The sequence below is a fragment of the Jonesia quinghaiensis DSM 15701 genome (genome assembly GCF_000423205.1).
In the GTDB taxonomy this organism is placed as follows: Bacteria; Actinomycetota; Actinomycetes; order Actinomycetales; family Cellulomonadaceae; genus Jonesia; species Jonesia quinghaiensis.
Genome location: NZ_AUHN01000009.1, coordinates 316,642 through 338,245, shown reverse-complemented (window position 1 = coordinate 338,245; position 21,604 = coordinate 316,642). Strand labels below are relative to the sequence as shown.

The following is a 21,604-nucleotide window of genomic DNA, read 5'->3' as shown; positions in this document are numbered from 1 at the left end:
TGGCGTTTGGCTGCGGGAGGGGCATCGGGGGATGGGTTGTTATGCCCGTGGTGTGGCTGTGTTTTGCTGCGACTCGTGAGTGGTGTCAGGTGTGTCGCCCTCGCTGTTGTGCTGCGCAGGGGTGGCCTCTGTCGGGGGTGCTGTGACTTTGTTGGGGTCGGAGAGCGCTTCACCTCGGGCGACCATTCCGGCTTCGTCGGAGAGTTTGATCTCTTTGAGCAGTAGCGCCAGGATGAACGCGACGAGGATGAATGGCGCCATGTAGAGGAAGACCGGTGCTAGTGCGTCGGCGTATCCGTCAACGATCCCTTGTTGGACTGGTTCGGGGAGTTGATCCATGAGCTCTGGGCGGATTGATGCCCCAAGTTCTCCGGCTTGTTCGGGGCTGTATCCGGCGGTGAGGAACACCGAACCGAGGTTGTCGGAGAGCCGGTTGGTGAACAGTGACCCAAAGACTGCAACGCCCAGCGCTGCGCCAACTTCACGGAAGTAGTTGTTGGTGGAGGTTGCGGTTCCTACAGCGTTTGGGCTGACTGCGTTTTGTACGACCAGTACAACAACTTGCATGACGAGTCCGAGGCCTGCGCCGAAGAACAGCAGGTAGGTGCAGATCAGCCATAGTGGGGTGTCACCTTGGAGGGTGGACATGGTCACCATGACGATCAGGGTCAGGAGTGTGCCTGCGATGGGGTAGCGCTTGTATCGTCCGGTGCGGGTGATGGCGAGTCCGGACAAGATGGATGTGCTCATCATGCCGACCATCATGGGCACCATGAGGAGCCCGGAGGTTGCGGCTGATGTCCCGGAGGACATTTGCAGGAAGGTGGGCAGGAATGCCAGGGCTGCGAACATCCCTAAACCGAGGACAAATCCGATGCCTGTGGCGGTGATGAAAACACGGTTGCGGAACAGGGTCAGCGGGATGATGGGGTCGGCGGCGCGTGATTCGGTGTAGATGAATGCTGCGACTGATGCGAGGAGCCCGGCCAGGAATGCCAGGGTGAGTGGGTCATTCCATCCATGGTTGCGGTTTGCGCCGTATTCGGTGAAGAAGATCAGGCAGGTGGTGGCGATAGACAGGAACACCACACCGAAGAGGTCAATGGGGGTGGTTGCGCGGCGGCTGGGGAGTTTCAGGAGTTTGAACGCCACGATGAATGCCGCAACACCGATGGGCAGGTTGATCCAGAACGCCCAGTGCCAGGTGAGGTGGTCGACGAAGAATCCGCCGAGGAGTGGGCCAGCGACGGCGGCGATTCCGAAGACCGCGCCGAGAGGGCCCATGTATTTTCCGCGTTCTGATGCGGGTGTGATGTCGGCGATGATCGCTTGGGACAGGATCATCAGCCCACCGCCGCCGAGGCCTTGGATGGCGCGGAAGATCACGAACTGCCAGAAGGTGGTGGATAGTCCGCAGCCAAGGGAAGCCAAGGTGAAGATCGCGATTGCGGCGAGGAAGAGGTTTCGTCGGCCGAGGCGGTCACCAAATTTGCCGTAGATCGGCATGACGATGGTGGTGGCCAGGAGGTAGGCGGTGGTGATCCATGCTTGGTCTGCGACGCCGCCGAGTTCTCCCACGATGGTGGGTTGCGCGGTGGAGACGATGGTTTGGTCGAGGGACGACAAGAACATTGCGGACATCAGTGCAGCGAAGATGATCCATACTGTCCGCTGAGTAAGAACGAGTTGGGGCTCGTCTTTCGCCGTGTGCGGGGTGGCGACGTCAGTCATGTGTTTCCTTGTGGGGTGCGGGTTGTTGGGTGAAGAACAGGGTCAGGTGGCGGATGTTGCATTTGAGCATTTCGTCGAACACCGCGATTTGCAGGTCGAGTGACGCGTCGTGCAGGGCGACCCTGGGGCTGCCTGCGCGTTCGGTGTATTGCATAAAGGTGTGCATCACGATGTGCGTGACGGTTTCTGCGATGACTTGCGGTGATGTGTCGTGTTCGCTGAGGCCTTGGCGGGCGCGAATGAGGTCGGCAAGTTCGGTGTGTTGTGTGCGCATGGTTTCGCTCATGCGGCGCAGGAGTGCGGGTTCCTGAACAAACAGTTCCATCATGTCTTGTGGGGTGAAGTCCTCGTGCATCATGATGCGGATGCGCGCGGTGAGCATGTCTAAAAGTGCGTCGAGCAGTGTGGTGTCTGGGGCTGAGGTGATGAAGTCCTCAGCGAGGTCAGCGAAAGGACTGCGCAAGGGGACGCCAAGTACAGCGTCATCTTTTGATGCGAAGTAGTTGAAGAATGTCCTGCGGGCTATGCCAACGTCTGCGCATAGTTCATCAAGGGTGAAGTTGCCGAGGCCTTTGAGCGCTGTGAGAGCGCGAGCTTGGGCGATCACAGCGGTTTGGGTGCGAGTCTTCTTTGCTTCCCGGTTTGTGGGGGAGGGGAAGACCTCGCTCCCCTTTTTTGCACTATCAGGCACGTAGTGCATTCTTGCACTCTGAGTGACGTAGTGCAAATGCAGTTGTGCAAAGTTGCACAACTGCATAAAGTAGCTTTTATGTCTGAAGACCTCAGCCGCCGAGAACGCAACCGACGCGAAGCCTACGAAACCATTCACCGCGTCGCCTACAACCGCATCGTCACCCAAGGACAATGCGGAGCAACAGTAGAGACGCTCGCAGACGCAGCCGGAGTCTCACCACGAACCTTCTTCAACTACTACCGCTCCAAAGAAGACGCAGTTCTCGGGGTGCGCCCACCCGAAGTAACCCCCCACCAACTCGACTCCCTCGCCGTAGACACCGCCGCAGAGCTCCTCGAACGCGTCGTTCACCTCCTCATCGACGTCATGCGCGCATCAGTGATCGACCACGACACCCTCTTAGAACGCCGCGAAGCAGTAGCAGACATGTCCGAACTGCGAACACGCCTCACCCGCCACTTCTACCTCTGCGAACTAGCGGTCCTCGAAGCGCTCTCCCGTTCCCTCGACGTCCTCTCAGAAAACCAAACAACTGAGCTACGCGCCGCCGGACCCCAACCCGAACGAGCACTCACCGCCCTCGCCGGAGCGGTCGTACGCTACTCCTTCGCGGTTGACTCCAACGTCCTAACCCGCCACTCCCACGACGCCGTGGCGCAATCCATCAACACCTTCAAAAAGATTGTGAAAGTCGCACTGTGAAAACCCCGCACCCCACCACCACCGTCGACGCCCCACCCACAGCATCGACCCGATCACCCACACAGCAATCCATCATGCTGCTGTTCATCGGGCTGATCCTCACACAGCTCATGTCCTCGCTCAACCAAACAATCCTGTCCACCGCACTACCCACCATCGTTGGCGAACTCAACGGCGTAGAACACATGACCTGGGTCATCACAGCATTCATCCTGGGCGTCACCATCATGATGCCCATCTACGGCAAAATATCCGACATGCTCGGCCGCAAACCACTCCTCCTCATCGCCATCGCTATCTTCATGGTCGGATCAGTACTTGGCGGACTATCCTCAACCATGGAAGGCCTCATTCTCGCCCGTGCCGTTCAAGGCATCGGTGGTGGTGGGCTGATGATCCTGTCCCAAGCAGCAATCGCCGACGTCATCCCCGCACGCGACCGCGGAAAATACATGGGAATCATGGGTGGAGTTTTCGCCTTCTCATCCGTCGCAGGGCCACTCATCGGTGGCTGGATGACAGAAGGACCAGGCTGGCGCTGGGCATTCTGGCTCAACATCCCACTGGGACTCATAGCGCTCGCGGCGACGGCCCGCTTCTTGAATGTGCCACGCCCGCAGTTGACTGCCCGGCCGGTCATTGACTACTTGGGTATGGCGTTATTGGCAGTGACAACTACCGCGTTGGTTTTGGTGCTGACGTGGGGTGGTGCGGAGTATGCGTGGTCAAGCCCAACGATTCTCGGGTTGAGCGCAGTGGCAGTGTTGGGGACACTGGCTTTTGTGATGACTGAGCGCCGCGCCAAAGAGCCAATCATGCCTCTTGACTTGTTCCGGGATCGTAACTTTGTGTTGACCACCGTTGCCGCAATTGCCACAGGTATTGCCATGTTTGGAGCCATCGGATATTTGCCTACTTACCTTCAAATGGCTGGTGGTTATAGTGCAACAACGGCCGGTTTGCTGATGTCCCCCATGATGTTGACGCTGTTGGTTACCTCAGTAATTACTGGTTTCTTGATGAGCCGGACCGGGCGCTACAAGATCTTCCCGGTGGTTGGGTTGTTCATTATCGCTGTGGGCATGTTTGCGTTTTCAACTGTCACGTTGGATACGCCGATCGTTCAGATCTGCGGCTACATGGCGGTTGTGGGTATCGGTATTGGAATGTCGATGCAGGTGCTGACAATCATTGTGCAGAACTCCTTCTCGCAGCGCATGGTGGGTACAGCTACTGCTGCGAATAACTACTTCCGCCAGGTTGGTGCCACATTGGGAGCGGCTGTGGTGGGGTCGTTGTTCGCTACGCGGTTGGTCCGATTAGTTGAGGACCACCTAGGCCAGACAACCGGAAGTGCCCCTGATACGTCGAGCTTCACACCGGCTGCGATTGCGGATCTGCCGGAGAGCGTTGCTCGTCCGATTCAAGAGGCCTACAACGAAGCCCTCATGCCCATTTACCTGTTCCTGGTGCCGCTTGCAGTTATCGCCGCGGTGACGTTGATGTTCGTTGTGGAGAAGCCACTGGCTCGTACCGTTCACGGTGCGTTAGCTGAGGAGGGCGCAGCCGTAGCCAGCCCTGGAGATGAGTCAGAAAGTGCAAAGAACTTCTCGATGCCGGGTGAACTTGTGGAGGAGAAGTCCCGCTCATGGCGGTAGTGGTGTGAGCCATGCGCCACTTTCTATAAGGTCCTAGGCGAGGTCAGCCGATAGGAATGGGGAACGATCAGTGCGGTGTGACCTGCACCCTGTGGGGTTGGCTTTATCAAAACGTTATGTTTAGGTAGAGGGGCCGGCATGGGGAGTAGTATCCGTCAGTTGTCTACGTTGTGCCTTGCCGGTGCACGTCAGCAGCCGCACTGCTGTCGCGAACTGTTCGACGCCCCAGGGCGGAAACCCGTCGCAAGGATCAAAGGTAACGCAACGCATGGCTCACACTCGCCGCACTCGTGGTCGCCACCAAGGAAAGACCACGTACTTCAGAACTCAAGAACTTCATACTGCGCTCCTTGCCGCGAAGTCTAAGGTTTCTACGCAGATCGCGATCTCGGGTTTTGCCTTTACTGGCATCGTGGCTGTGGCAACTGCCACCACCGCAGCGCAAGCGCCTGATCAAAGTGTGTTGACCGCTCACGGCGAGACAACAGTATTGCCAAGCGTTGACGAGGTAACCGAATCCGAAGAACAGGTCGTCGAAACTGCTGCGACTGTGCCCGCTCGAGACGATTCAGAAATCGCTGTGATCCAAGCGGCAGAACTCGTCTCCCAAGTTCGTGCGCTCGGAGACGCGGCAGACCCAGAACTCACCAAAGCAGCTGAAGAACTTGAATTGCTCGCCACTGGACTGCACGCAGGACTGTCAGTAGAGCAAGAACGCGGTGGAGCAGCCTCACGCTCCACGCAGCGCACTGACGCGGCAGAGGCTTCCACACCCGAGAGTGACGCTGCCGAGCAGGACGAAACTACCGACGCCTCAACACCAGAAACTGCAGAGCTTGCCAGTGACGAGGTTAGCGACGCCCCTGCAGAGGAGCAAGAACAAGAACCAGTCGCTGAACCGGTAAGCGTTGACCAAGTCACTGCTGCCTCAGCGGAACTTGATGAACTTCTCACTCTTGCCACGACCGTTGAAGTGACCACTGTTGCTGAACAACGTGCCGCAGAGTTCGATGTGGAATGGGCAGCCGCTGTTGAATTGGCTGATTCCACTGCAAGTTACGGCAATGGGCGTATCCCGCTCAGTGCATTGCGTGCCGTAGACACTGCGCCAGGCCACTACCTGCGCGCCGACGCCGCGGTGATGTTCGGTCTGATGAACGAAGCCTTCCGCGAACAATTCGGGCACAACATCGGCATGACCGACTCATACCGGTCGTACAGCGCCCAAGTAGCAACCAAAGCCGCTAAGGGTTTCTGGGCGGCCACCCCTGGTACATCGAACCACGGGTGGGGCGTAGCTATTGATCTCTCCGGTGCAGCCGCTCAATGGGGTACTGCAGAACGTAACTGGTTGGTAAAGAACGGTGCCACCTATGGGTGGATTTCGCCGGGCTGGGCGCAACCTGGTGCGGGTAAAGAGGAGCCCTGGCACTGGGAGTATGAAGGTGCATCAGGAGACTCAATTCCTCAAGGAATCACTGGATCTTAGGGATCTATCAAGAAAGTTCTCTGGAAGCCGATGATAAAGGTGACGACATCCAGTTAAAAGGGTAAAGTAAAGGCAAAGTTGGACTTCGCGAGGAGAATCCAACTTTCGCTGTAAGTTTTACTCTTGCCGAGACCAGAAAGGGTTGGTCATCATGAGACGCGGCTATGGTCATCGCATCAACGCATATGCGGTCTTTGCCATTGTCGCTCTGACCCTGCTCGGTTTAGGGATCGCAGCGATTTTGGGAGTTACTCAGGCAACGAGTTCTCAAACTTACGCGTCAGATGAAGCTGACACCGTCATGTTGGAAACAAGCGAGTCCCCTGACGAAGAAGTTGCGGAACCAGCTGACGAAGAGTCCCTGGGGGATGAAGCGGATACTGAAAGTACCCCAGACCCCAGCCTGCAAAAGATCCGAGACACCTACCTCTCGATGACCTACGCTTTCAGCGATGTCATGATCCGTTACGACGTTGATCACGCATGCAAGAGTTCACAAGCTTGCATCGGCGCTGAAGGTCAAGAAATCCTTGTTGATGAAGCTTGGGCGCAACACGCCGATGCAGACCAACGCACCCTTACTCTCGCTCAAGTTCACGCAGATCTTGCAGTCCGCAAAATCTGGGACACCTCACAACAGGCACAAGAAGCGCTCAGCGGAATTATCCCTGAATGCACTGTTGACGGTGACAAACTCTTGGCAGAGGTGGCTCCTAGCGATGAGAGTGACGCGGCACCCGTGCCTGCACCTTCTGTGACCGCGATGAAAGACGTCGTTGTGTCCCTGATGGTGACAACCGATCAGCCGAATGCTACGTACACCCCAGATCAGTTCACCTCAGAACAGATCATTGCGGCAGAACATATCGCCCAAGGGAAAGCTCCAGAGGTTGTTATGGCTGTTGAGTCACCACATTGTCTGGACCGCTGAGCAGCGAACACGTCACGCCCAGAGGAAAACTGCACACCCAGTTCGCCAAAAGGTGCAAGACTAAGAGGTATGTTCGAGGTTGACCACGAGGCTCCAAGCCAAACCATCGTCCCCCTGTACATTGCCATCGCGCCACGTGACCCGAGGGAAACACCCCCGACGTCCGACGATGCCGTGGACTACCTAGAGCCGGTATCCGTTGATGAGGCCAGCGAAGCACTGCTAGAGCTGGGCATACCAGCCCAGATCATTGACGGCGCTGATGCCGGGAGTCCCGGGTGGATTCTGGCACGCACCTTAGGAACTGACGAAGGCCGGTTCCTCAGGTGGGCGCCAGACGAAAACACCGCCTATGGACACTACCCCTCCATTGGCGTTGAAGACGTCGCCGCGCACCTAGCCCACGAACTGAATTCAGCGTGTCATGTCTCTACCGAGCCATCTCCGCCAACGCACACCACTCAAGAAAGTATTGAAGGGGTGTCAGTGAATGTTCGGTCCGGCGCGATCATTGGGTCGTTCGGTTCCACTGATGGACCACTTTTGGCCGCAACCGCGAAAACAGCTATCTGGTTCGCGCATTCTGCAGGCACCGGTATTGTTGCCGGTTCCGACCCTGCTGCCAACCTCGAAGAAATCGTGACATGGGGTTCGCTGTCACCCATCATCGCCCTGGAGCGTCAAGGGCACGCCCGGCGAATCACTTTGGCGCGGTGGGGAATGGTCCTAGCAGTCCACGAGTTTGGTCCACTGTGGATGGATGTCGACCCACGAAGCATTGACGACTACGCTCTCCCAGACGAAGAACTCGACTCCGCTGACCTTGTGTTTGACTACTTTGAACCACCACAAGCTAGCGCCGACGATTTCGCCAACCACTTTGACCTCACCATCACGCAGTTGTCGATACTCACCGACATTCTCGAAGACGACAACCACGACGACCCCTTCACAGGGATACTGCGAGTTCTTGGTTTGCCGGAGGAAGCCGCTGAAGTCGCCGAAGGGTGGCGTGAACCCCACGACCTCCACGGTGCAGACCTCATCGAACCCGAGTCGATGCTCACTGCCATGTGGCATTCCATGACCACCCTCCCCACCGAAAACACCCCCCAAGCTCGCCTCCAGCGTGCTTGGATAACCCGCCCCCCGATGTTCTACGCCCTGAACACCCTCGAAACTGGGCTGATCGCAGCGTGGACCGCGCGGCACGCACGGCGCGGCAACAAACTGCGAGCCATCGCCGGTGCCGCACTGATCGCCGTGAATATCGCAGACATGGTGACTCCACGGTCATGGCGCGACCGCCGCTATCGCACGCCACGCCCATAGTCGCTGCACCACCAACCCGCCAACTCACAGGAGCACGATGGACTTCCGTATCTTTACCGAGCCACAACAAGGCGCAACCTACGACGACCTCCTTGCTGTCGCACAAACCGCAGAGCGCCTCGGATTTGACGCCTTCTTCCGGTCTGACCACTACCTCACGATGGGTGGCGACGGCCTTCCCGGCCCCACCGACGCATGGCTGACCCTGGGCGCCCTAGCCCGCGAAACCACCAGCATCCGGCTCGGAACACTGGTGACCTCCGCAACGTTCCGGCACCCAGGTCTCCTCGCTATTCAAGTCGCGCAAGTTGACCACATGAGCGGCGGCCGCGTGGACTTTGGGCTCGGCGCAGGGTGGTTCGAACAGGAACACACCGCCTACGGTGTGCCCTTCCCAAAACACCGCTTTGGGATCCTCGAAGAGCAACTCGCAGTGATCACAGGACTGTGGAACACCCCGCTAGGGCAAACTTTCAACCACGAGGGCAAGCACTACACGCTGACTGACTCTCCTGCGCTACCCAAGCCAGTCCAAGACCGCATCCCCGTCATCGTTGGTGGCGGTGGCCCCAAGCGCACACCAGCCCTTGCCGCCCGGTACGCCACAGAGTTCAACACCCCATTCATCGAATTCGAAGAACTAAAAAACACCTTCGACCGGGTCCGTAGTGCTTGTGAAGAAATTGGCCGCAACCCTGATGAACTGACTTACTCCTCCGCGTTTGTTGCCTGTGTAGGCCGTACTGAAGAAGAATTCACCCGCCGAGCTGCAGCGATTGGGCGAGACCCAGAAGAATTACGCCGCAACGGCATCGCAGGCACTGTTCCCCAAGCGATTGCCGCTGTTCAACGTGCCCAGCAAGCCGGAGCGTCACGAATCTACCTGCAAATCCTTGATCTGCATGATCTCGACCACCTCGAGTTGATTGCAGCTGACGTTATGCCGCACATCAGCTGAGAACCGTTCGTGCATAAATGGTGAGGGTTGGGCCCGTCTGTTGGTCTTAGGTAGGCCCAACCCGATAGAGTCACGTTCATGAGCGCCAACACGCCCTTTCATCTCCATGGTTTTTCCCCTTCCCTGAGAACGGCAGAGCGCTTAGATGCCGTGAGTGCCTTACCGGTACGCAACGTCAAGGAAATGCCTTGGGTGCATGTGGCAAAAGGGCTCGTACCACCCACAAACCGCTGGTACTCAGGCCTCGTTTTTGACTCTCCTCACCCTATTTACCCGATGCCGTTGTCCTACATGCAGACAGCGCAAGGGTTTGTCCTCGGCTTACCGCGCGTCACCGCATCGAGGCACACTATTTCGGGGCCAGCGTTACCGGACATCGATATCAATGTCGGTGCGTCGTCATTTCGCGTTTCCTCCAGCGATTTAGCAAGCGTCACCATCGATATGCTGAACGCGGTAGGCCGTGTTCTGGGGAAAGTGGTCATTGCCCAAGGTGTGCCCTACGTGAGCTACACCGCTGAAGTAGCGCACGACATCGTGATGTCAGAGCCATTTTCCTGGCAGTTTGAAAACTGTGCCGTAGCGCGTGTTGAAGGACGAGAATACGGCCTGGTGACAACCGGGGCGTTTGCCTCACAAGCCATCCGGCTCACACCGGGGCAGTACGTCACCTTCATTGGGTTCCCGCAAGATCTACCTGACGGTAAAACCCGTGAAGACATGATCACCCGGTTAGCGAAACACGCCGCATACCCGGTGCAACGCACCGAAGTTAGCGCATCGGTGGACGGCGACCTTGTGCATACCACCATTCGGTACATCGCCCGCGAGAACGGCCCGGTCGCTGTTATTCGCATGGCACACCACGGGGCTTGTAATGACGAACAACTCGGTGGATATCACACCGTCGCTGGCACCGTGACACTGACGTCAGCGAAAGTTTTTAGTTGGTCGACACCACGCGTCGAAGCGCGCGGCCACCTTGATGTGAGGAACCTGCCCCAACATGTGCGCGACGAACTTGTTGTTGCAGTAACCCAAGAGCTTTCTACCGTCCCACGAGCGCCACGTGACACCTATTTCGCTGGGAAGGCGCTGTACCGTCAAGCCCACCTCCTGATGCTTGCTGAACAGCTAGACATTATTGGCGCCCCAGAATTTCGCACCCGGGTTGAAAACAACCTTCTCCGGTGGATGCACCCAGACGGTGCTCAACGTTACGATGACAAGTTTTTTGTCTACGATGACCAATGGCGCGGAGTCGTTGGGGTTGAAGCGTCCTTTGGTGCTGACGAGTTTAATGACCACCACTTCCACTACGGCTATTTTCTCTACGCTGCGGCGTTGTTGACCCGCAGTAATCCTGCGCTTCGCACGGAACTCACCCCAGTGCTCGATGCGCTCGTTGCAGACATTGCGCATCACTCGACATCTCAACTTCTGCCAACACTGCGAGTTTTCGACACCTACAAAGGTCACTCATGGGCTTCTGGAACAGCCCCCTTTGATGAGGGGAACAACCAAGAATCAAGTTCTGAAGCAGTCAATGCATGGAATGGACTAGCCTTGTGGGCGGCAGTATCCGGGGATGATGAACTTGCTGCACTAGCAACCTGGCTACTATCCCTCGAAGCGCATTCAGCCAACACCTACTGGACAAACTTCGAACGCGGCGACCAGGTGCGCAGCGGCTACCAGCACAACATTGTGCCGCTGGTGTGGGGGGCAAAACACGACTATGCGACCTGGTTCAGCGGGGAACCCTCCGCGCTGTTGGCGATTCTTGTGCTTCCGATGTCGCCGGTGAGCCACTACCTTGCGAAAGAACCAGGGCGGATTCTCGACAATCTTGAAGAGGTTGTCGGGTTCTATGAAGACTACGACGTCTCCTATGGTGACTTCCTGCTCATGTACCTCGCACTAGCTGGCCCGGACCATGCACAACGAGCGTGGGACAAAGCGCGAGAACTCTCAGACGACCGAATCGACGACGGCAACTCGCGCGCCTACATGCTGGCATGGATCGCTACCCACTGCGACTGGTCGTGAACCCGCCGTGCGACTGGTCGTGAACCCGCCGTGCGACTGGTCGTGAACCCGCCGTGCGACTGGTCGTGAACCCGCGACAGTGCCCTAGTGCCTGTACAGGTACATGAACATGAGTGTGGCCACCTACCGGTTTGGTAGGTGGCCACAACTTCCCCATCACCGTGATGCCGCGAGGGCTAACCCGACGTGCTGATTCTCAGCGAGAGATCAGAATGTTGAGTCGGTGGTGACTTCAAAGATTGTTGGGTCATTCTGGATGAGGGCCACCAGACCGACAATGGCAAGGATTGTGAGGATGAGCCCCACATACCCGAGGACGAGGCCAGTAATGGCTAAACCACGGCCTGACTTGTTGTTCTTTTTCACGTCACCCAGGCCCATGTGCCCAAGAATGATTGCAGCGATCGCGCCGATGAACGGCAAGATTGTCCACCCGGCGATGCCACTGGCCAACGATGCGATGGCAAGCCCAGAAGTTGCCTGCGGCGCCCCACCGTAGGGTTGAGTGTACTGCTGCTGTGCGTAGTGAGGTGCCCCGCCGTAGGGTTGTTGCTGGCCGTAAGAGTTTTGTTCGTAGGGATGCTGACCAAACTGCCCATTTTGCCCTTGCTGCACGCTTGGGTCAGGTTGACCTGTGCTTGGCGGCGCACCGTAGGGGTTGGCGGGCTGTTGTCCGTTGTTTTCTTGCGGGGCGTACGGGTTGTTCTGGGACATCGAGAAACTCCTAAGGATGAGGTGTGGTGCTGATCAATTATGCGTCAGTAGGTGCTTGAAGAAACAGCCCAGAAGATAGGCCCGAAGACTCCAAGAATCATAATTAAGATGAAGAGGATACCAAGCGCGAATTGCACGTAACCCATCGCCAGTCCACCAATGGCAAGCCCACGACCTTCTTTGTCGAATTTCTTGATGTCTGATAGAGCCAAATGACCAAGGATAATCGCCACGACAGCACCGAACACGGGAAGGACTGTCCATGCGGAAATGCCGCTGATCAATGCCCCCACTGCCAGCCCAGAGGTTTGCTGGGGAGAGGCTGGATGAGAGTACTGCTGGTACATTGAGCCATTCTGCGGAGCCTGGTTGTAACTTTGCTGCCCATAGGGCTGTTGACCATATGGCGCCTGCTGCTCGTAGGGGGTTGAGTGCCCCACGTTGTAGGATGCCCCGGAAGAAAGTGAAGGATCCGGTGAGCTCGTCGCGCCGTAGGGGGTCAATGAGAGCCCTGTCGTGGTGGATTCAGATCCTGAAGTTGCCCCGTCATAGGGGTTCGTTGGCTGTGTCACGGTATTTCCTCATGTTGAGTGGTCCAGTGATTTTACCGCGTCTTGGAGTGAACGGACGAGCGTAATTCGCAGCACGTTAACCGCATGACCTGTTCGTATGCTGAGATGGCACCCGAGTGTCCCATCTTGCCTCCCGTTATGCGCACATACCCTAGACGAGGCTCTGGGCCGTCAGGCGCTTGCAGAGCCACACGCATCTGACGAGTAAGGACAGCCAGTGAGAATCGGATGGAAAATCTTCGGGGATGGGCGCACGCTAGGCCCCCGCGACATCGTTGCCCCTGATCAACGCCTAACGTGGCCCCGAACTATCGGGATCGGGTTGCAACACATCATTGCCATGTTCGGGGCAACGTTCCTGGTTCCGCTTATTACTGGTTTCCCTCCAGCGACAACGCTGTTCTTCTCAGCTGTGGGGACCATTGTTTTCCTCCTCATCACGGGGAACAGGCTCCCCAGCTACCTGGGGTCAAGTTTTGCGTTCATCGCTCCCATCCTTGCTGCAACTGCTAGCGGTGGGCACGGCGTTGCTGTCGGAGGCATCCTAGTCACCGGTGTATTGCTTGCCATTGTGGGCCTCATTGTCCACTTTGCTGGCGTGCGTTGGATTGAAATGCTCATGCCTCCCGTTGTTACGGGGACCATTGTTGCCCTCATCGGATTCAACCTTGCACCTGCAGCATGGTCCAGCACGCAACTCCTCACCGATGAGCAGGGTCGTGTCGTTCTTGATGAGGCTGGGCAGGTCACCGAAATTGTGACAGGTGGGTTCCTCGCCGCTCCACTCACCGCATTGGTGACACTGGCATCAATTGTGCTCATCACTGTGCTCTTCAAGGGGCTTATTGGACGCTTGGCGATCCTCTTTGGTGTTCTGATTGGGTACGTTTTTGCTGCACTACAAGGTGAAGTCGACTACCAAGCGATCAGTGACGCGGCTTGGATTGGACTGCCAGAGTTCACAGCACCAGAGTTTGATATCGCTGTTTTTGGTTTGTTCCTGCCCGTTGTCTTCGTCTTGGTGGCTGAGAACATTGGCCACGTGAAGTCCGTCGCTGCAATGACCGGGGAAAACCTCGACTCACTTGCTGGGAGGGCGCTCTTCGCCGACGGTGTGGCAACAACCCTTGCTGGAGCGGGTGGCGGATCGGGGACAACAACATATGCTGAGAACATCGGTGTGATGGCTGCAACCCGTGTGTACTCCACAGCTGCCTATTGGATAGCAGCGATTGGGGCGCTCTTACTGTCGCTTTTCCCAAAATTTGGTGCAGCAATCGCCACCGTTCCACCCGGTGTTATCGGAGGTGCGGCGACGCTACTGTACGGAATGATCGGGATGCTTGGTGTGCGAATCTGGATGCAAAACCGGGTCGACTTCTCTAACCCAATTAACCTGACATCGGCCGCTATTCCACTCATTATCGGGATCGCAAACTTTACCTGGCACCCCGGTAACCTCACCTTTGAAGGCATCGCCCTGGGTAGTGCTGCGGCAATCTTGGTCTTCCATGTGATGACACTGACTGCTCGGTGGCGGGGGACTAGTCAAGAACCTGCTTCTCCGGCGTCAGTTCCAGGAGGGACCGAACTAGAGTAGCGTCACTTCACTGCGAACAGGCGGGCTTAAAGTGCCAAAAAGGGGGGATGCGGTTCTACCGCATCCCCCCTTTTTTCGCCTTATGGAAGCGTGTTAAGCGTCCTCGCTAGATTCCTCTGAGGACTCATCCGATGGGGTGCCATCGGGGTCGTCAGGATCTTCCGCATCCTCTGGAGGTTCTACGGCGTCACTCAACTGCCACAGCTCTGTGCAGTTTTGCCGCCCAACCATTGGAGTTTCGGCTTCAAGGGGAACATTCTCCGCAGGCACAAGTGCTTTGAAGCTGTCACCAACGAGGACATCAACGCTGCGATCATCGCGTTCGTCAAGTATCAACGCAGCGTCAGGGAAATGAGCTGCGAGAGTATAGGCTCGCGATAAACCCTTGTGACCATAGACGATGGCATTACCGACACGGCGCTGGTCGCTGTTGCCGACATCTTTGATCTCGAAGCCTCGTTTGCTGAGATCGTTGCGAACAGCGGTTGCTAAACCGGGACGGTCAGTGGTGTTGTAAATGTTGACTTTGATCTTTGCGTAACTCACAGGAAGAGTGTTCTCCGGCAAACAAGCCGTAGGGAACACCTCGTCCTTTGGTTTCTCCGCGTAAGAAAAGCCACTATCAAACGGCAGTGTCGCGTCGCTGGTGTAAACCGCGACCGCACCCAACCCGACAACTCCGAGTGCCGCAACGAGCGAACCAAAAATCAGAGCTTGACGTTCGCGCATCCGCCGCCGCCGGATTGCGCGGGCACGTTTCATTTGTTCCTGAGACACCTTGACCACAATCGTGAAAAGTTAATGTGTTGCAAGCCGTTGTGCCGTCACAGACGGCCGAAAAGGCTCTCGCTTACAGCGTACTGGAAATTTAGCGCCATATTGGCCGACTGTGTGGTGAACTGTGTCCAGATGATCACAGCTCTAACACGCGTGCATGGAGGATGGTTCGCTGCTGCAAAGCCGCTCGCACTGCACGGTGTAGCCCATCTTCCAAATACATTGTCCCCTCATACTGCACCACATGTGCGAACAAGTCCCCATAGAACGTTGAGTCGTCTGTGAGGAGATTGTCGAGATCGAGCGTACGTTTGGTTGTCACCAATTCGTTCAGGCGAATCTGTCGAGGGGCGATCTGAGACCAATCCTTTGTACTGGTCAGGCCATGGTCTGGGTATGGACGTCCTTCACCGACACGCTTGAAAATCATGCCTACAGTGTAGACAAATCAGACAGGTTGTTTCGTGGATTTCACGCGGAGAAGTCGAAAGGTCTGTGAAATTGTGTGCCTGAAGCCCGAAAACGGCGCGGGAAACCCCGCGCCGTTCCGCTCCTGCTAGTCACAGCGAACCACAACTCGCCCATCAACACGGCCCTCTTCTAACTCATGGAGTACGTCGTTGATGTCAGCCAATGGTCTTGTTGTGATTGTTGGGTGAATCTTTCCGCGAGCGAAGAAATCTAACGCCTCAGCCATATCCCGACGGGTACCGACGATCGACCCACGTACCGTCAAACCGAACAACACGGTAGTGAAAATATCAAGGGGAAACTGCTCAGGTGGCAGGCCAACCAAGACAACAGTCCCACCGCGGCGCAGTGCCCCGACCGCTTGGGGGAAAGCATGCCCGTTCACAGCAGTCACCAACGCCCCATGAACGCCACCACCAGTGAGTTCCTGCAAACGTGCCGCCGGATCAGATACCTCTCTGGCATTCACCACCACCGCAGCGCCATGGCGTTGTGCCAACGCGAGTTTCGCATCGTCCACGTCAACGGCCGCCACTTGGCGGCCCATTGCCACTGCGTACTGCACAGCAATATGCCCCAACCCGCCTATACCTGAGATCAACACCCAGTCTCCTGGCTTGGTGTCAGTACGCTTCAAGCCCTTGTACACGGTCACTCCCGCACACAACACAGGAGCCACAGAAGCGAGGTCAACGCCCTCGGGGATGATGGGGCAGTAACGCGAATCAACAAGCATGAACTCCCCAAACGACCCATTCAAGGAGTAACCAGAATTCTGTTGCTGCGGGCACAACGTCTCCCACCCTGACTCGCAAAAGTCACACTCACCACAGGCGGCCGCTAGCCAAGCGTTACCTACCTTTTGCCCAACATGCACGCGCGTGACGCGATCACCAACAGCCACCACAGTTCCAGCACCCTCATGGCCGGGCACAAAAGGAAGCGATGGTTGGACTGGCCAATCGCCGCGAGCTGCGTGCAAATCGGTGTGACACACTCCCGAAAACTCCACGCGAACCAAGGCCTCGAAAGGGCCTGGAGTGGGAACAGGAACCTTCTCTATGCGAAGGTCCTGCGAGAACGATTCAACGACTGCTGCTTTCATGAGATCACTCATGACAATCCCCCTAAACAACTCGCGCTGCGAGGGTCGTGCGACCGGATGCTCAACTCACTCCAGCGCACAGAGTGGGGTCTCCACCCTGTTCAGGCGGCGCGCAAAGCTGACTCCGTCGTCACTTGCGTTCCCACCGCCACGCGAGACAATTTTGCTGATCCCACATACTCCACACTACGGACAGATGCGCCCTTCATGTCAGGACAAAAGTCAGTGAAGGAGGGTTAAATTCCTTGAAAACAAGAAAGCGCGCCTCACAGAGGCTGGCCGGTTTCTAGCCCAGTTACACGCATCGTGATGTTGATGCGCCCTTGCGGCAGGCCGCACCCGTCAGGGGCTGTGCCAGGGTGAATGCGTTGAACGCCGTGAAAGGCGAGGCGGGATTCTCCACCAAAAACAAAAGCATCACCCGATGCCAACGCGATATCCCGGTACGGTCGGTTGCGATTTTCAGTGTTCCCGAACCTGAACGTGCAGGTGTCACCAATTGATAATGAAACGACAGGGTCACGGGAGATCTCATCACGGTCCTGGTGCATGCCCATCTTGGCTGTGGCATCGTAAAAGTTCACCAGAGCAGTATCAGGTGTGTAAGTTTCCGCTTGTTGTGCATCTCCTGTGGCATCAAACAGGATGCGCCGCCCAAGACGAACCATCCAGTCAGGGAAATCAAGAACCCGACGACCATTAACGTCTACCGCGTCGCGCGAATACGCGTAGGGGCGCCAATGCCACCCTAAACACACGGTGGTCACGCTCATCTCATGCCTACGCACCTTTGCTGAGCGTGGCGGGACCGGCCCAGCAGCCCACATGTGGAACTGCCGGGCAAGCCACGCCTGCTGATCACGTGTTAACCAACCGGGTAACCACATCGCCCCTGGTGCAACTTGCTCTGGAGAGCGGGGCAGGTCCGCGTCAGTGAAAAGCATGGGTTCAGGGTTGCTCGAAGAACCGGGCGTCCCACGTTTCATCAATGATGGCGACAACCTGTTTCATCTGTGATTCAGCACGGTGCCTTAAATCCGCAAGGAGCTTCTTATCGAGTCGATCGTCGTATTCTGCGACCATCTCGAGGGTTTGCCACATGGCGAGTTTCGCGCGCAACATTCCCGTCAGGATATCGAGTTCGAGTTGGCCAACACTCGACCGTTGCAGGCGAAACAGATTGACTGGGTTCAGGTGTCCAGCGAGTCTAGCCACCCCGGTGAGAGCACGTTTAAAGCCCTTTTGTTTGTACCCAAGGTCTCGAAGAATCCTCTTCAGATCGGAACGGTCGGCGTTCACTTGGCGAACCAGCGACTTGAGTTTCTTCTCCTGTGGGGTGTCTTTCCATGTGCGGACCGCGGCTTTGAAAGCTCTCAAACCGGCCTCTGACCCTAAGAAATGCTGGTTGAGGTAGTTTGCGTAGGAGTCATGGTCGATGCGTTTGACGGTGTTTTCCTGTCGGCTCATGGCGTCCTCGTCCTGTTGTGTGCGGGTGATCCCTCCAGCCTATGAGTTGGTGGGGCGGGGCGCTTGGTGAACGGGACGTGTGCCCTATTGGTGCTCGTGCTGTGAGCCTGTGGGGAGTTGAACTTTGGTAGGCGGTGTTACTGCGAAATTCGCTGTGGGTTGTACCAACGAAGCCACGCCGATAACCAGGGGAGCGATGCACAATGCGAAATAGTCCCAGGGGGTGTTGGTAGTTGCAGGGCTCAGATAGGTGAGTGCTGTCGCAATATTTGCACCAAAGATGATCACAAAAAGAATGACGTAGAGATCTATTGTCGCTGCGTTCGTGATAGCGAAATAGAGCATCATCCCAAGTATGCAGATGCCTGTGATAGCAAGTGTTCGGCTTACTGAATCTTCCCCGAAGAGCGGGAAAATGTGGCGCACTGTTACTTGGCAGCTCCCGCAGGCAGCGAGTAAAACCAGTGCCCAGAAACGACCCCTTCGTAGGCGATTATTTGTTGTGTCAGGCATCGATGATTCTCTCAGCTCATGCGAAGTGCGAAAATTGTTTGTTCTATGGTAGAGCGTTGACTCTGATCAGGCGTTTCATAAACACCTGCGCATGTCGTTTAGTGTTGCTGCTTGGGGTAAGTCGCTTGGTGAACGGGACGGTGGGCCTACAGGTTGTCCGTGTGAGGTGCCTACAGTGAGAAAGTGCCGCGACCGACAACGAAGTCACAACTCCTTTCCGCAGCAACTGAACAGTACGCTGCCCTGTCCTCGCTTATTGATGCAATGAGTGCGGAGGAACTGCACGCGGAATTTCTTAGCGAGGGGCGTGATCGGTGTGTCCGCGATGTCTTGGTGCACCTCATTGAGTGGCATCACCTACTAGTGAACTGGATCGCTGCGAACACTGACAAGGGCACTACGGGAAAAGCCGAGCCTTTTCTCCCAGAGCCCTACACGTGGAAAACCTATGGCGACATGAACCGTGCGCTGTGGAAAAAACATCAGAGCACGCCACTCAATGTTGCCCAAAGTGAGCTGGAGCAAAGCCACAAGACCGTGATGGCAGTGGTGAACGACTTCACGGACGAAGAGCTGTTCACCAAAAGGTTCTACCCGTGGACGGGGACAACATCGCTTGGGAGCTATTGTGTGTCAGCAACATCAAGCCACTACGACTGGGCCGCGAAGATACTCAAAAAACGCCACCGCGTATATTCAGCGGGAATCTGGTAGATAACAACATCACCGCCGCTGCTTAGCCTGTGGGTGGCGGCAAGCTCCGCGCAGCGCAGTTTACGGCGGCTTCGTGTTCTCACATACCTCCGTAAACTGCACAGATGGTGAATAAACAGAAGAACCCCCGATTTCTCGAGGGTTCTTCTGTTTATTCATGGCGGAGGATAGGGGATTCGAACCCCTGAGGGCTGTTAACCCAACACGCTTTCCAAGCGTGCGCCATAGGCCACTAGGCGAATCCTCCACATCTACAGATGTAGACACTGACAGCAGCCTCAGGAGCAGTTGCCAGCCCCAACAGACTACCGGAGAATTTCAGGAAATCCGAATCGTCCCCGGCCAGAGCGGCGAAGGTCACAACAGTGAGCAATCTGGTGTGGTGCGGGGCCGGTGCAGGCTGCGGATTTCACCACGTGTCTCATCTGGGCTACACTGAAAGCCGACCCCCGCGTGGCGTCATCTTACTGAACTCCCCCAGGGCCGGAAGGCAGCAAGGGCAGGTAAGCTCTGGCGGGTGCGCGTGGGGTCTTTTTTGTGCCCGCAGGTTGATGCCCGATGCGCGTCCCCGCGATACATGCCAACATTCTGCTTTGTCTCATCGCCTGGTGCCTAGGCGAATCTTTCCGCCTGAGGATCTTCCCGGTGTCCTGTTCCCTCCGCTGCGGTACGCAAGCAGCCACCTCGCATCGTCCGTATTGTGGGACTAAACCTCGGCTATATGGGTTAAATAAGCCGATAAGTAGGGTTAAATACCCGACACTGAGTCTCGCAATGCGAGACTATCGCCTGGGTGCTGGCGGATTTCTCCTTCAGAGGTTCATCATTAACTCATGTTCACCGCACAGTACACACGCCAAGCGCACGGCATCATGATGCCAGCCGCAGTGTGCTGTCGCATGCGCATGATGCGCGTTTCCTGCATGCTGTAGGGGTGTGTTCGGTCTTCGAACCGCACCCGAATCGGGCCAAGCATCCGATAAGCATTCACTGATCTGCACAAAGTTCGCACTGTCAGGTCGCAGTACCTAAGCCGACAGTCGCCCCGGTTCCTCACCCAGTGGTTCACCACTGTTCTCGAGCGAAGAACCAACCGGGACCGTCTGCCGCATGGCTGGTAAGCCATTCAACGTTCCGCCAGAGCCTCGGCCACTACCCGGCGCAATCCGCCCGGTCGCTGCTCGCAGCAGGTCATACCTGCTTCACTCATGGAGAGACAACATGTCACGTACGTCCATTCGCAAATCATTCGCTGCCGCCGCTGCAGTTGCCGCCCTCACTTTGTCGCTCGCCGCTTGCGGTTCTGACACGGAAGCTGACGGTGGAGCTGACAAGGGTTCCGAGGGGAACCCCGTCAAAATTGGTGTTGTCAAGCGTGACGACTACTGGACAACTTTCGAGCAGGCAGCTGAAGCTGAGGGCATTTTTGTTGAGGTCACGGACCTTGCTGACTACCAAATCCCTAACCGTGCACTTGCTGACGGTGAGATTGACCTGAACCAGTTCCAGCACTTGTTGTTCCTCGCACAGTTCAACGTTGAGGCTGGGGAAGAACTTGTCCCTATTGCTGCAACCGCCGTGTACCCGCTGGGGGTCTACTCCCAGAAGCATGATTCCATTGACTCCATTGAAAGCGGTGAGGTTGCGGTACCTAACGACCCCACCAACCTTGCCCGTGCGCTTCTGGTCCTCCAAGACGCTGGTCTGGTGGAGTTGAAGGATGGTGGCTCAGCGTTCTCCACCGAACTCGATGTGCTCCCCACCTCAAAGGTCACTGTCACTCCGGTTGACGCTACTCAAACAGTTCTCGCGTTGCCTGACGTTGAAGCTTCTGTTGTGAACAATGACTTCCTCGCTGACGCTGGCTTGGAATCGGATGACGCTATTTTCGCTGATGACGCGACCTCTGACGCTGCCCGCCCGTACATCAACATTTGGGCGTCACGCGCTGATGAGAAAGACAGCGACGTATACGCCAAGCTCGTTGAGATTTACAAGAGCGACGATGTTCAACAGGGTGTCATTGAGGCTTCCGGTGGTACGGCTGCAATTGCTGACCAGGATGGCGCAACCTTGGAGGGTTACCTCCAGGACATTCAGTCTGACTTCGAAGCGTCCAAGTAATTC

General features: G+C 56.6%; 20 protein-coding genes, 1 tRNA gene and 1 other RNA gene. 11 read left to right on the top strand and 11 right to left on the bottom strand.

Going from position 1 to position 21,604, the window contains the following annotated elements; translation table 11 throughout:
- Positions 1-39: 39 nt before the first annotated feature.
- A complete protein-coding gene (locus G538_RS16020; RefSeq protein WP_084618267.1) occupies positions 40-1,731 on the bottom strand; it encodes an MDR family MFS transporter in 1,692 nt (563 codons plus the stop codon).
- Positions 1,724-2,422 carry a TetR/AcrR family transcriptional regulator gene (locus G538_RS17390; RefSeq protein WP_245566834.1) on the bottom strand — a complete coding sequence of 233 codons (699 nt, stop codon included), beginning with the start codon at positions 2,420-2,422 and terminating at the stop codon, positions 1,724-1,726. The genes G538_RS16020 and G538_RS17390 overlap by 8 nt, the downstream gene beginning before the upstream one ends.
- A gap of 78 nt (positions 2,423-2,500) precedes the next feature.
- Here G538_RS17390 and G538_RS17385 point away from each other — a divergent pair, with 78 nt between their 5' ends.
- The 7 genes from G538_RS17385 (at position 2,501) to G538_RS15995 (ending at position 11,544) form a co-directional block, all read left to right on the top strand.
- Positions 2,501-3,127: a TetR/AcrR family transcriptional regulator gene (locus G538_RS17385; protein ID WP_051196847.1), complete on the top strand. Its 627-nt coding sequence runs from the start codon at positions 2,501-2,503 to the stop codon at positions 3,125-3,127.
- Positions 3,124-4,785 carry an MDR family MFS transporter gene (locus tag G538_RS16005; protein ID WP_245566833.1) on the top strand — a complete coding sequence of 554 codons (1,662 nt, stop codon included), beginning with the start codon at positions 3,124-3,126 and terminating at the stop codon, positions 4,783-4,785. The genes G538_RS17385 and G538_RS16005 overlap by 4 nt, the downstream gene beginning before the upstream one ends.
- Positions 4,786-5,053: 268 nt before the next feature.
- Complete coding sequence (locus G538_RS17380) at positions 5,054-6,274, top strand: M15 family metallopeptidase (RefSeq protein WP_051196845.1); 1,221 nt, start codon at positions 5,054-5,056, stop codon at positions 6,272-6,274.
- Positions 6,275-6,425: 151 nt separating this feature from the next.
- Complete coding sequence (locus G538_RS0109340) at positions 6,426-7,205, top strand: hypothetical protein (protein ID WP_029069121.1); 780 nt, start codon at positions 6,426-6,428, stop codon at positions 7,203-7,205.
- 69 nt (positions 7,206-7,274) lie between these two features.
- Complete coding sequence (locus G538_RS0109335; protein WP_029069120.1) at positions 7,275-8,537, top strand: hypothetical protein; 1,263 nt, start codon at positions 7,275-7,277, stop codon at positions 8,535-8,537.
- Positions 8,538-8,574: 37 nt separating this feature from the next.
- Complete coding sequence (locus tag G538_RS0109330; protein ID WP_029069119.1) at positions 8,575-9,495, top strand: LLM class F420-dependent oxidoreductase; 921 nt, start codon at positions 8,575-8,577, stop codon at positions 9,493-9,495.
- A 78-nt stretch (positions 9,496-9,573) separates the two neighbouring features.
- On the top strand, positions 9,574-11,544 hold the full coding sequence (locus G538_RS15995; protein WP_084618265.1) for a glycosyl hydrolase: 1,971 nt from the start codon (positions 9,574-9,576) through the stop codon (positions 11,542-11,544).
- A 207-nt stretch (positions 11,545-11,751) separates the two neighbouring features.
- On the opposite strand, the gene G538_RS17770 is transcribed toward G538_RS15995, so the two are convergent.
- The gene (locus G538_RS17770; RefSeq protein WP_084618263.1) at positions 11,752-12,258 is read right to left on the bottom strand and encodes a DUF4190 domain-containing protein; all 507 of its coding nucleotides are present in this window, start codon (positions 12,256-12,258) and stop codon (positions 11,752-11,754) included.
- A 44-nt stretch (positions 12,259-12,302) separates the two neighbouring features.
- The gene (locus G538_RS18220; protein ID WP_051196841.1) at positions 12,303-12,830 is read right to left on the bottom strand and encodes a DUF4190 domain-containing protein; all 528 of its coding nucleotides are present in this window, start codon (positions 12,828-12,830) and stop codon (positions 12,303-12,305) included.
- Between the two features lie 217 nt (positions 12,831-13,047).
- Here G538_RS18220 and G538_RS0109310 point away from each other — a divergent pair, with 217 nt between their 5' ends.
- Complete coding sequence (locus G538_RS0109310) at positions 13,048-14,430, top strand: uracil-xanthine permease family protein (RefSeq protein ID WP_029069117.1); 1,383 nt, start codon at positions 13,048-13,050, stop codon at positions 14,428-14,430.
- Between the two features lie 93 nt (positions 14,431-14,523).
- Here the strand turns inward: G538_RS0109310 and G538_RS15985 are convergent, their stop codons facing one another.
- The 6 genes from G538_RS15985 to G538_RS0109275 form a co-directional block, all read right to left on the bottom strand.
- A complete protein-coding gene (locus G538_RS15985; protein ID WP_051196838.1) occupies positions 14,524-15,192 on the bottom strand; it encodes a LytR C-terminal domain-containing protein in 669 nt (222 codons plus the stop codon).
- A 151-nt stretch (positions 15,193-15,343) separates the two neighbouring features.
- The gene (locus tag G538_RS0109300; RefSeq protein WP_029069116.1) at positions 15,344-15,637 is read right to left on the bottom strand and encodes a type II toxin-antitoxin system VapB family antitoxin; all 294 of its coding nucleotides are present in this window, start codon (positions 15,635-15,637) and stop codon (positions 15,344-15,346) included.
- Between the two features lie 126 nt (positions 15,638-15,763).
- Positions 15,764-16,795 carry an alcohol dehydrogenase AdhP gene (adhP, locus tag G538_RS0109295; protein ID WP_245566832.1) on the bottom strand — a complete coding sequence of 344 codons (1,032 nt, stop codon included), beginning with the start codon at positions 16,793-16,795 and terminating at the stop codon, positions 15,764-15,766.
- A 254-nt stretch (positions 16,796-17,049) separates the two neighbouring features.
- A complete protein-coding gene (locus G538_RS0109285) occupies positions 17,050-17,727 on the bottom strand; it encodes an alpha-ketoglutarate-dependent dioxygenase AlkB family protein (protein WP_035833911.1) in 678 nt (225 codons plus the stop codon).
- A 4-nt stretch (positions 17,728-17,731) separates the two neighbouring features.
- The gene (locus G538_RS0109280) at positions 17,732-18,250 is read right to left on the bottom strand and encodes a hypothetical protein (protein WP_029069112.1); all 519 of its coding nucleotides are present in this window, start codon (positions 18,248-18,250) and stop codon (positions 17,732-17,734) included.
- 84 nt (positions 18,251-18,334) lie between these two features.
- Entirely contained in the window at positions 18,335-18,595 is a 261-nt protein-coding gene (locus G538_RS0109275) for a hypothetical protein (RefSeq protein WP_157544398.1), read from the bottom strand.
- A 351-nt stretch (positions 18,596-18,946) separates the two neighbouring features.
- Here G538_RS0109275 and G538_RS0109270 point away from each other — a divergent pair, with 351 nt between their 5' ends.
- Entirely contained in the window at positions 18,947-19,477 is a 531-nt protein-coding gene (locus tag G538_RS0109270) for a ClbS/DfsB family four-helix bundle protein (protein WP_029069110.1), read from the top strand.
- Positions 19,478-19,635: 158 nt separating this feature from the next.
- Here the strand turns inward: G538_RS0109270 and G538_RS0109265 are convergent.
- Positions 19,636-19,724 (bottom strand) — tRNA-Ser (locus G538_RS0109265).
- A gap of 194 nt (positions 19,725-19,918) precedes the next feature.
- Between G538_RS0109265 and ffs the strand changes: the two genes are divergently transcribed.
- An RNA gene (gene ffs, locus G538_RS17765) (signal recognition particle sRNA small type) lies at positions 19,919-20,014 on the top strand.
- Positions 20,015-20,698: 684 nt separating this feature from the next.
- Complete coding sequence (locus G538_RS0109255; protein ID WP_029069109.1) at positions 20,699-21,601, top strand: MetQ/NlpA family ABC transporter substrate-binding protein; 903 nt, start codon at positions 20,699-20,701, stop codon at positions 21,599-21,601.
- Positions 21,602-21,604 lie beyond the last annotated feature (3 nt).

Coding starts and splice junctions, on each gene's coding strand:
- G538_RS16020 (WP_084618267.1), bottom strand. CDS start 1,731: ATGACTGACGTCGCCACCCCGCACACGGCGAAAGACGAGCCCCAACTC.
- G538_RS17385 (WP_051196847.1), top strand. CDS start 2,501: ATGTCTGAAGACCTCAGCCGCCGAGAACGCAACCGACGCGAAGCCTAC.
- G538_RS17380 (WP_051196845.1), top strand. CDS start 5,054: ATGGCTCACACTCGCCGCACTCGTGGTCGCCACCAAGGAAAGACCACG.
- G538_RS0109340 (WP_029069121.1), top strand. CDS start 6,426: ATGAGACGCGGCTATGGTCATCGCATCAACGCATATGCGGTCTTTGCC.
- G538_RS0109335 (WP_029069120.1), top strand. CDS start 7,275: ATGTTCGAGGTTGACCACGAGGCTCCAAGCCAAACCATCGTCCCCCTG.
- G538_RS0109330 (WP_029069119.1), top strand. CDS start 8,575: ATGGACTTCCGTATCTTTACCGAGCCACAACAAGGCGCAACCTACGAC.
- G538_RS15995 (WP_084618265.1), top strand. CDS start 9,574: ATGAGCGCCAACACGCCCTTTCATCTCCATGGTTTTTCCCCTTCCCTG.
- G538_RS17770 (WP_084618263.1), bottom strand. CDS start 12,258: ATGTCCCAGAACAACCCGTACGCCCCGCAAGAAAACAACGGACAACAG.
- G538_RS15985 (WP_051196838.1), bottom strand. CDS start 15,192: ATGAAACGTGCCCGCGCAATCCGGCGGCGGCGGATGCGCGAACGTCAA.
- G538_RS0109300 (WP_029069116.1), bottom strand. CDS start 15,637: ATGATTTTCAAGCGTGTCGGTGAAGGACGTCCATACCCAGACCATGGC.
- adhP (WP_245566832.1), bottom strand. CDS start 16,795: ATGAGTGATCTCATGAAAGCAGCAGTCGTTGAATCGTTCTCGCAGGAC.
- G538_RS0109285 (WP_035833911.1), bottom strand. CDS start 17,727: ATGCTTTTCACTGACGCGGACCTGCCCCGCTCTCCAGAGCAAGTTGCA.
- G538_RS0109280 (WP_029069112.1), bottom strand. CDS start 18,250: ATGAGCCGACAGGAAAACACCGTCAAACGCATCGACCATGACTCCTAC.
- G538_RS0109275 (WP_157544398.1), bottom strand. CDS start 18,595: ATGCTCTATTTCGCTATCACGAACGCAGCGACAATAGATCTCTACGTC.
- G538_RS0109255 (WP_029069109.1), top strand. CDS start 20,699: ATGTCACGTACGTCCATTCGCAAATCATTCGCTGCCGCCGCTGCAGTT.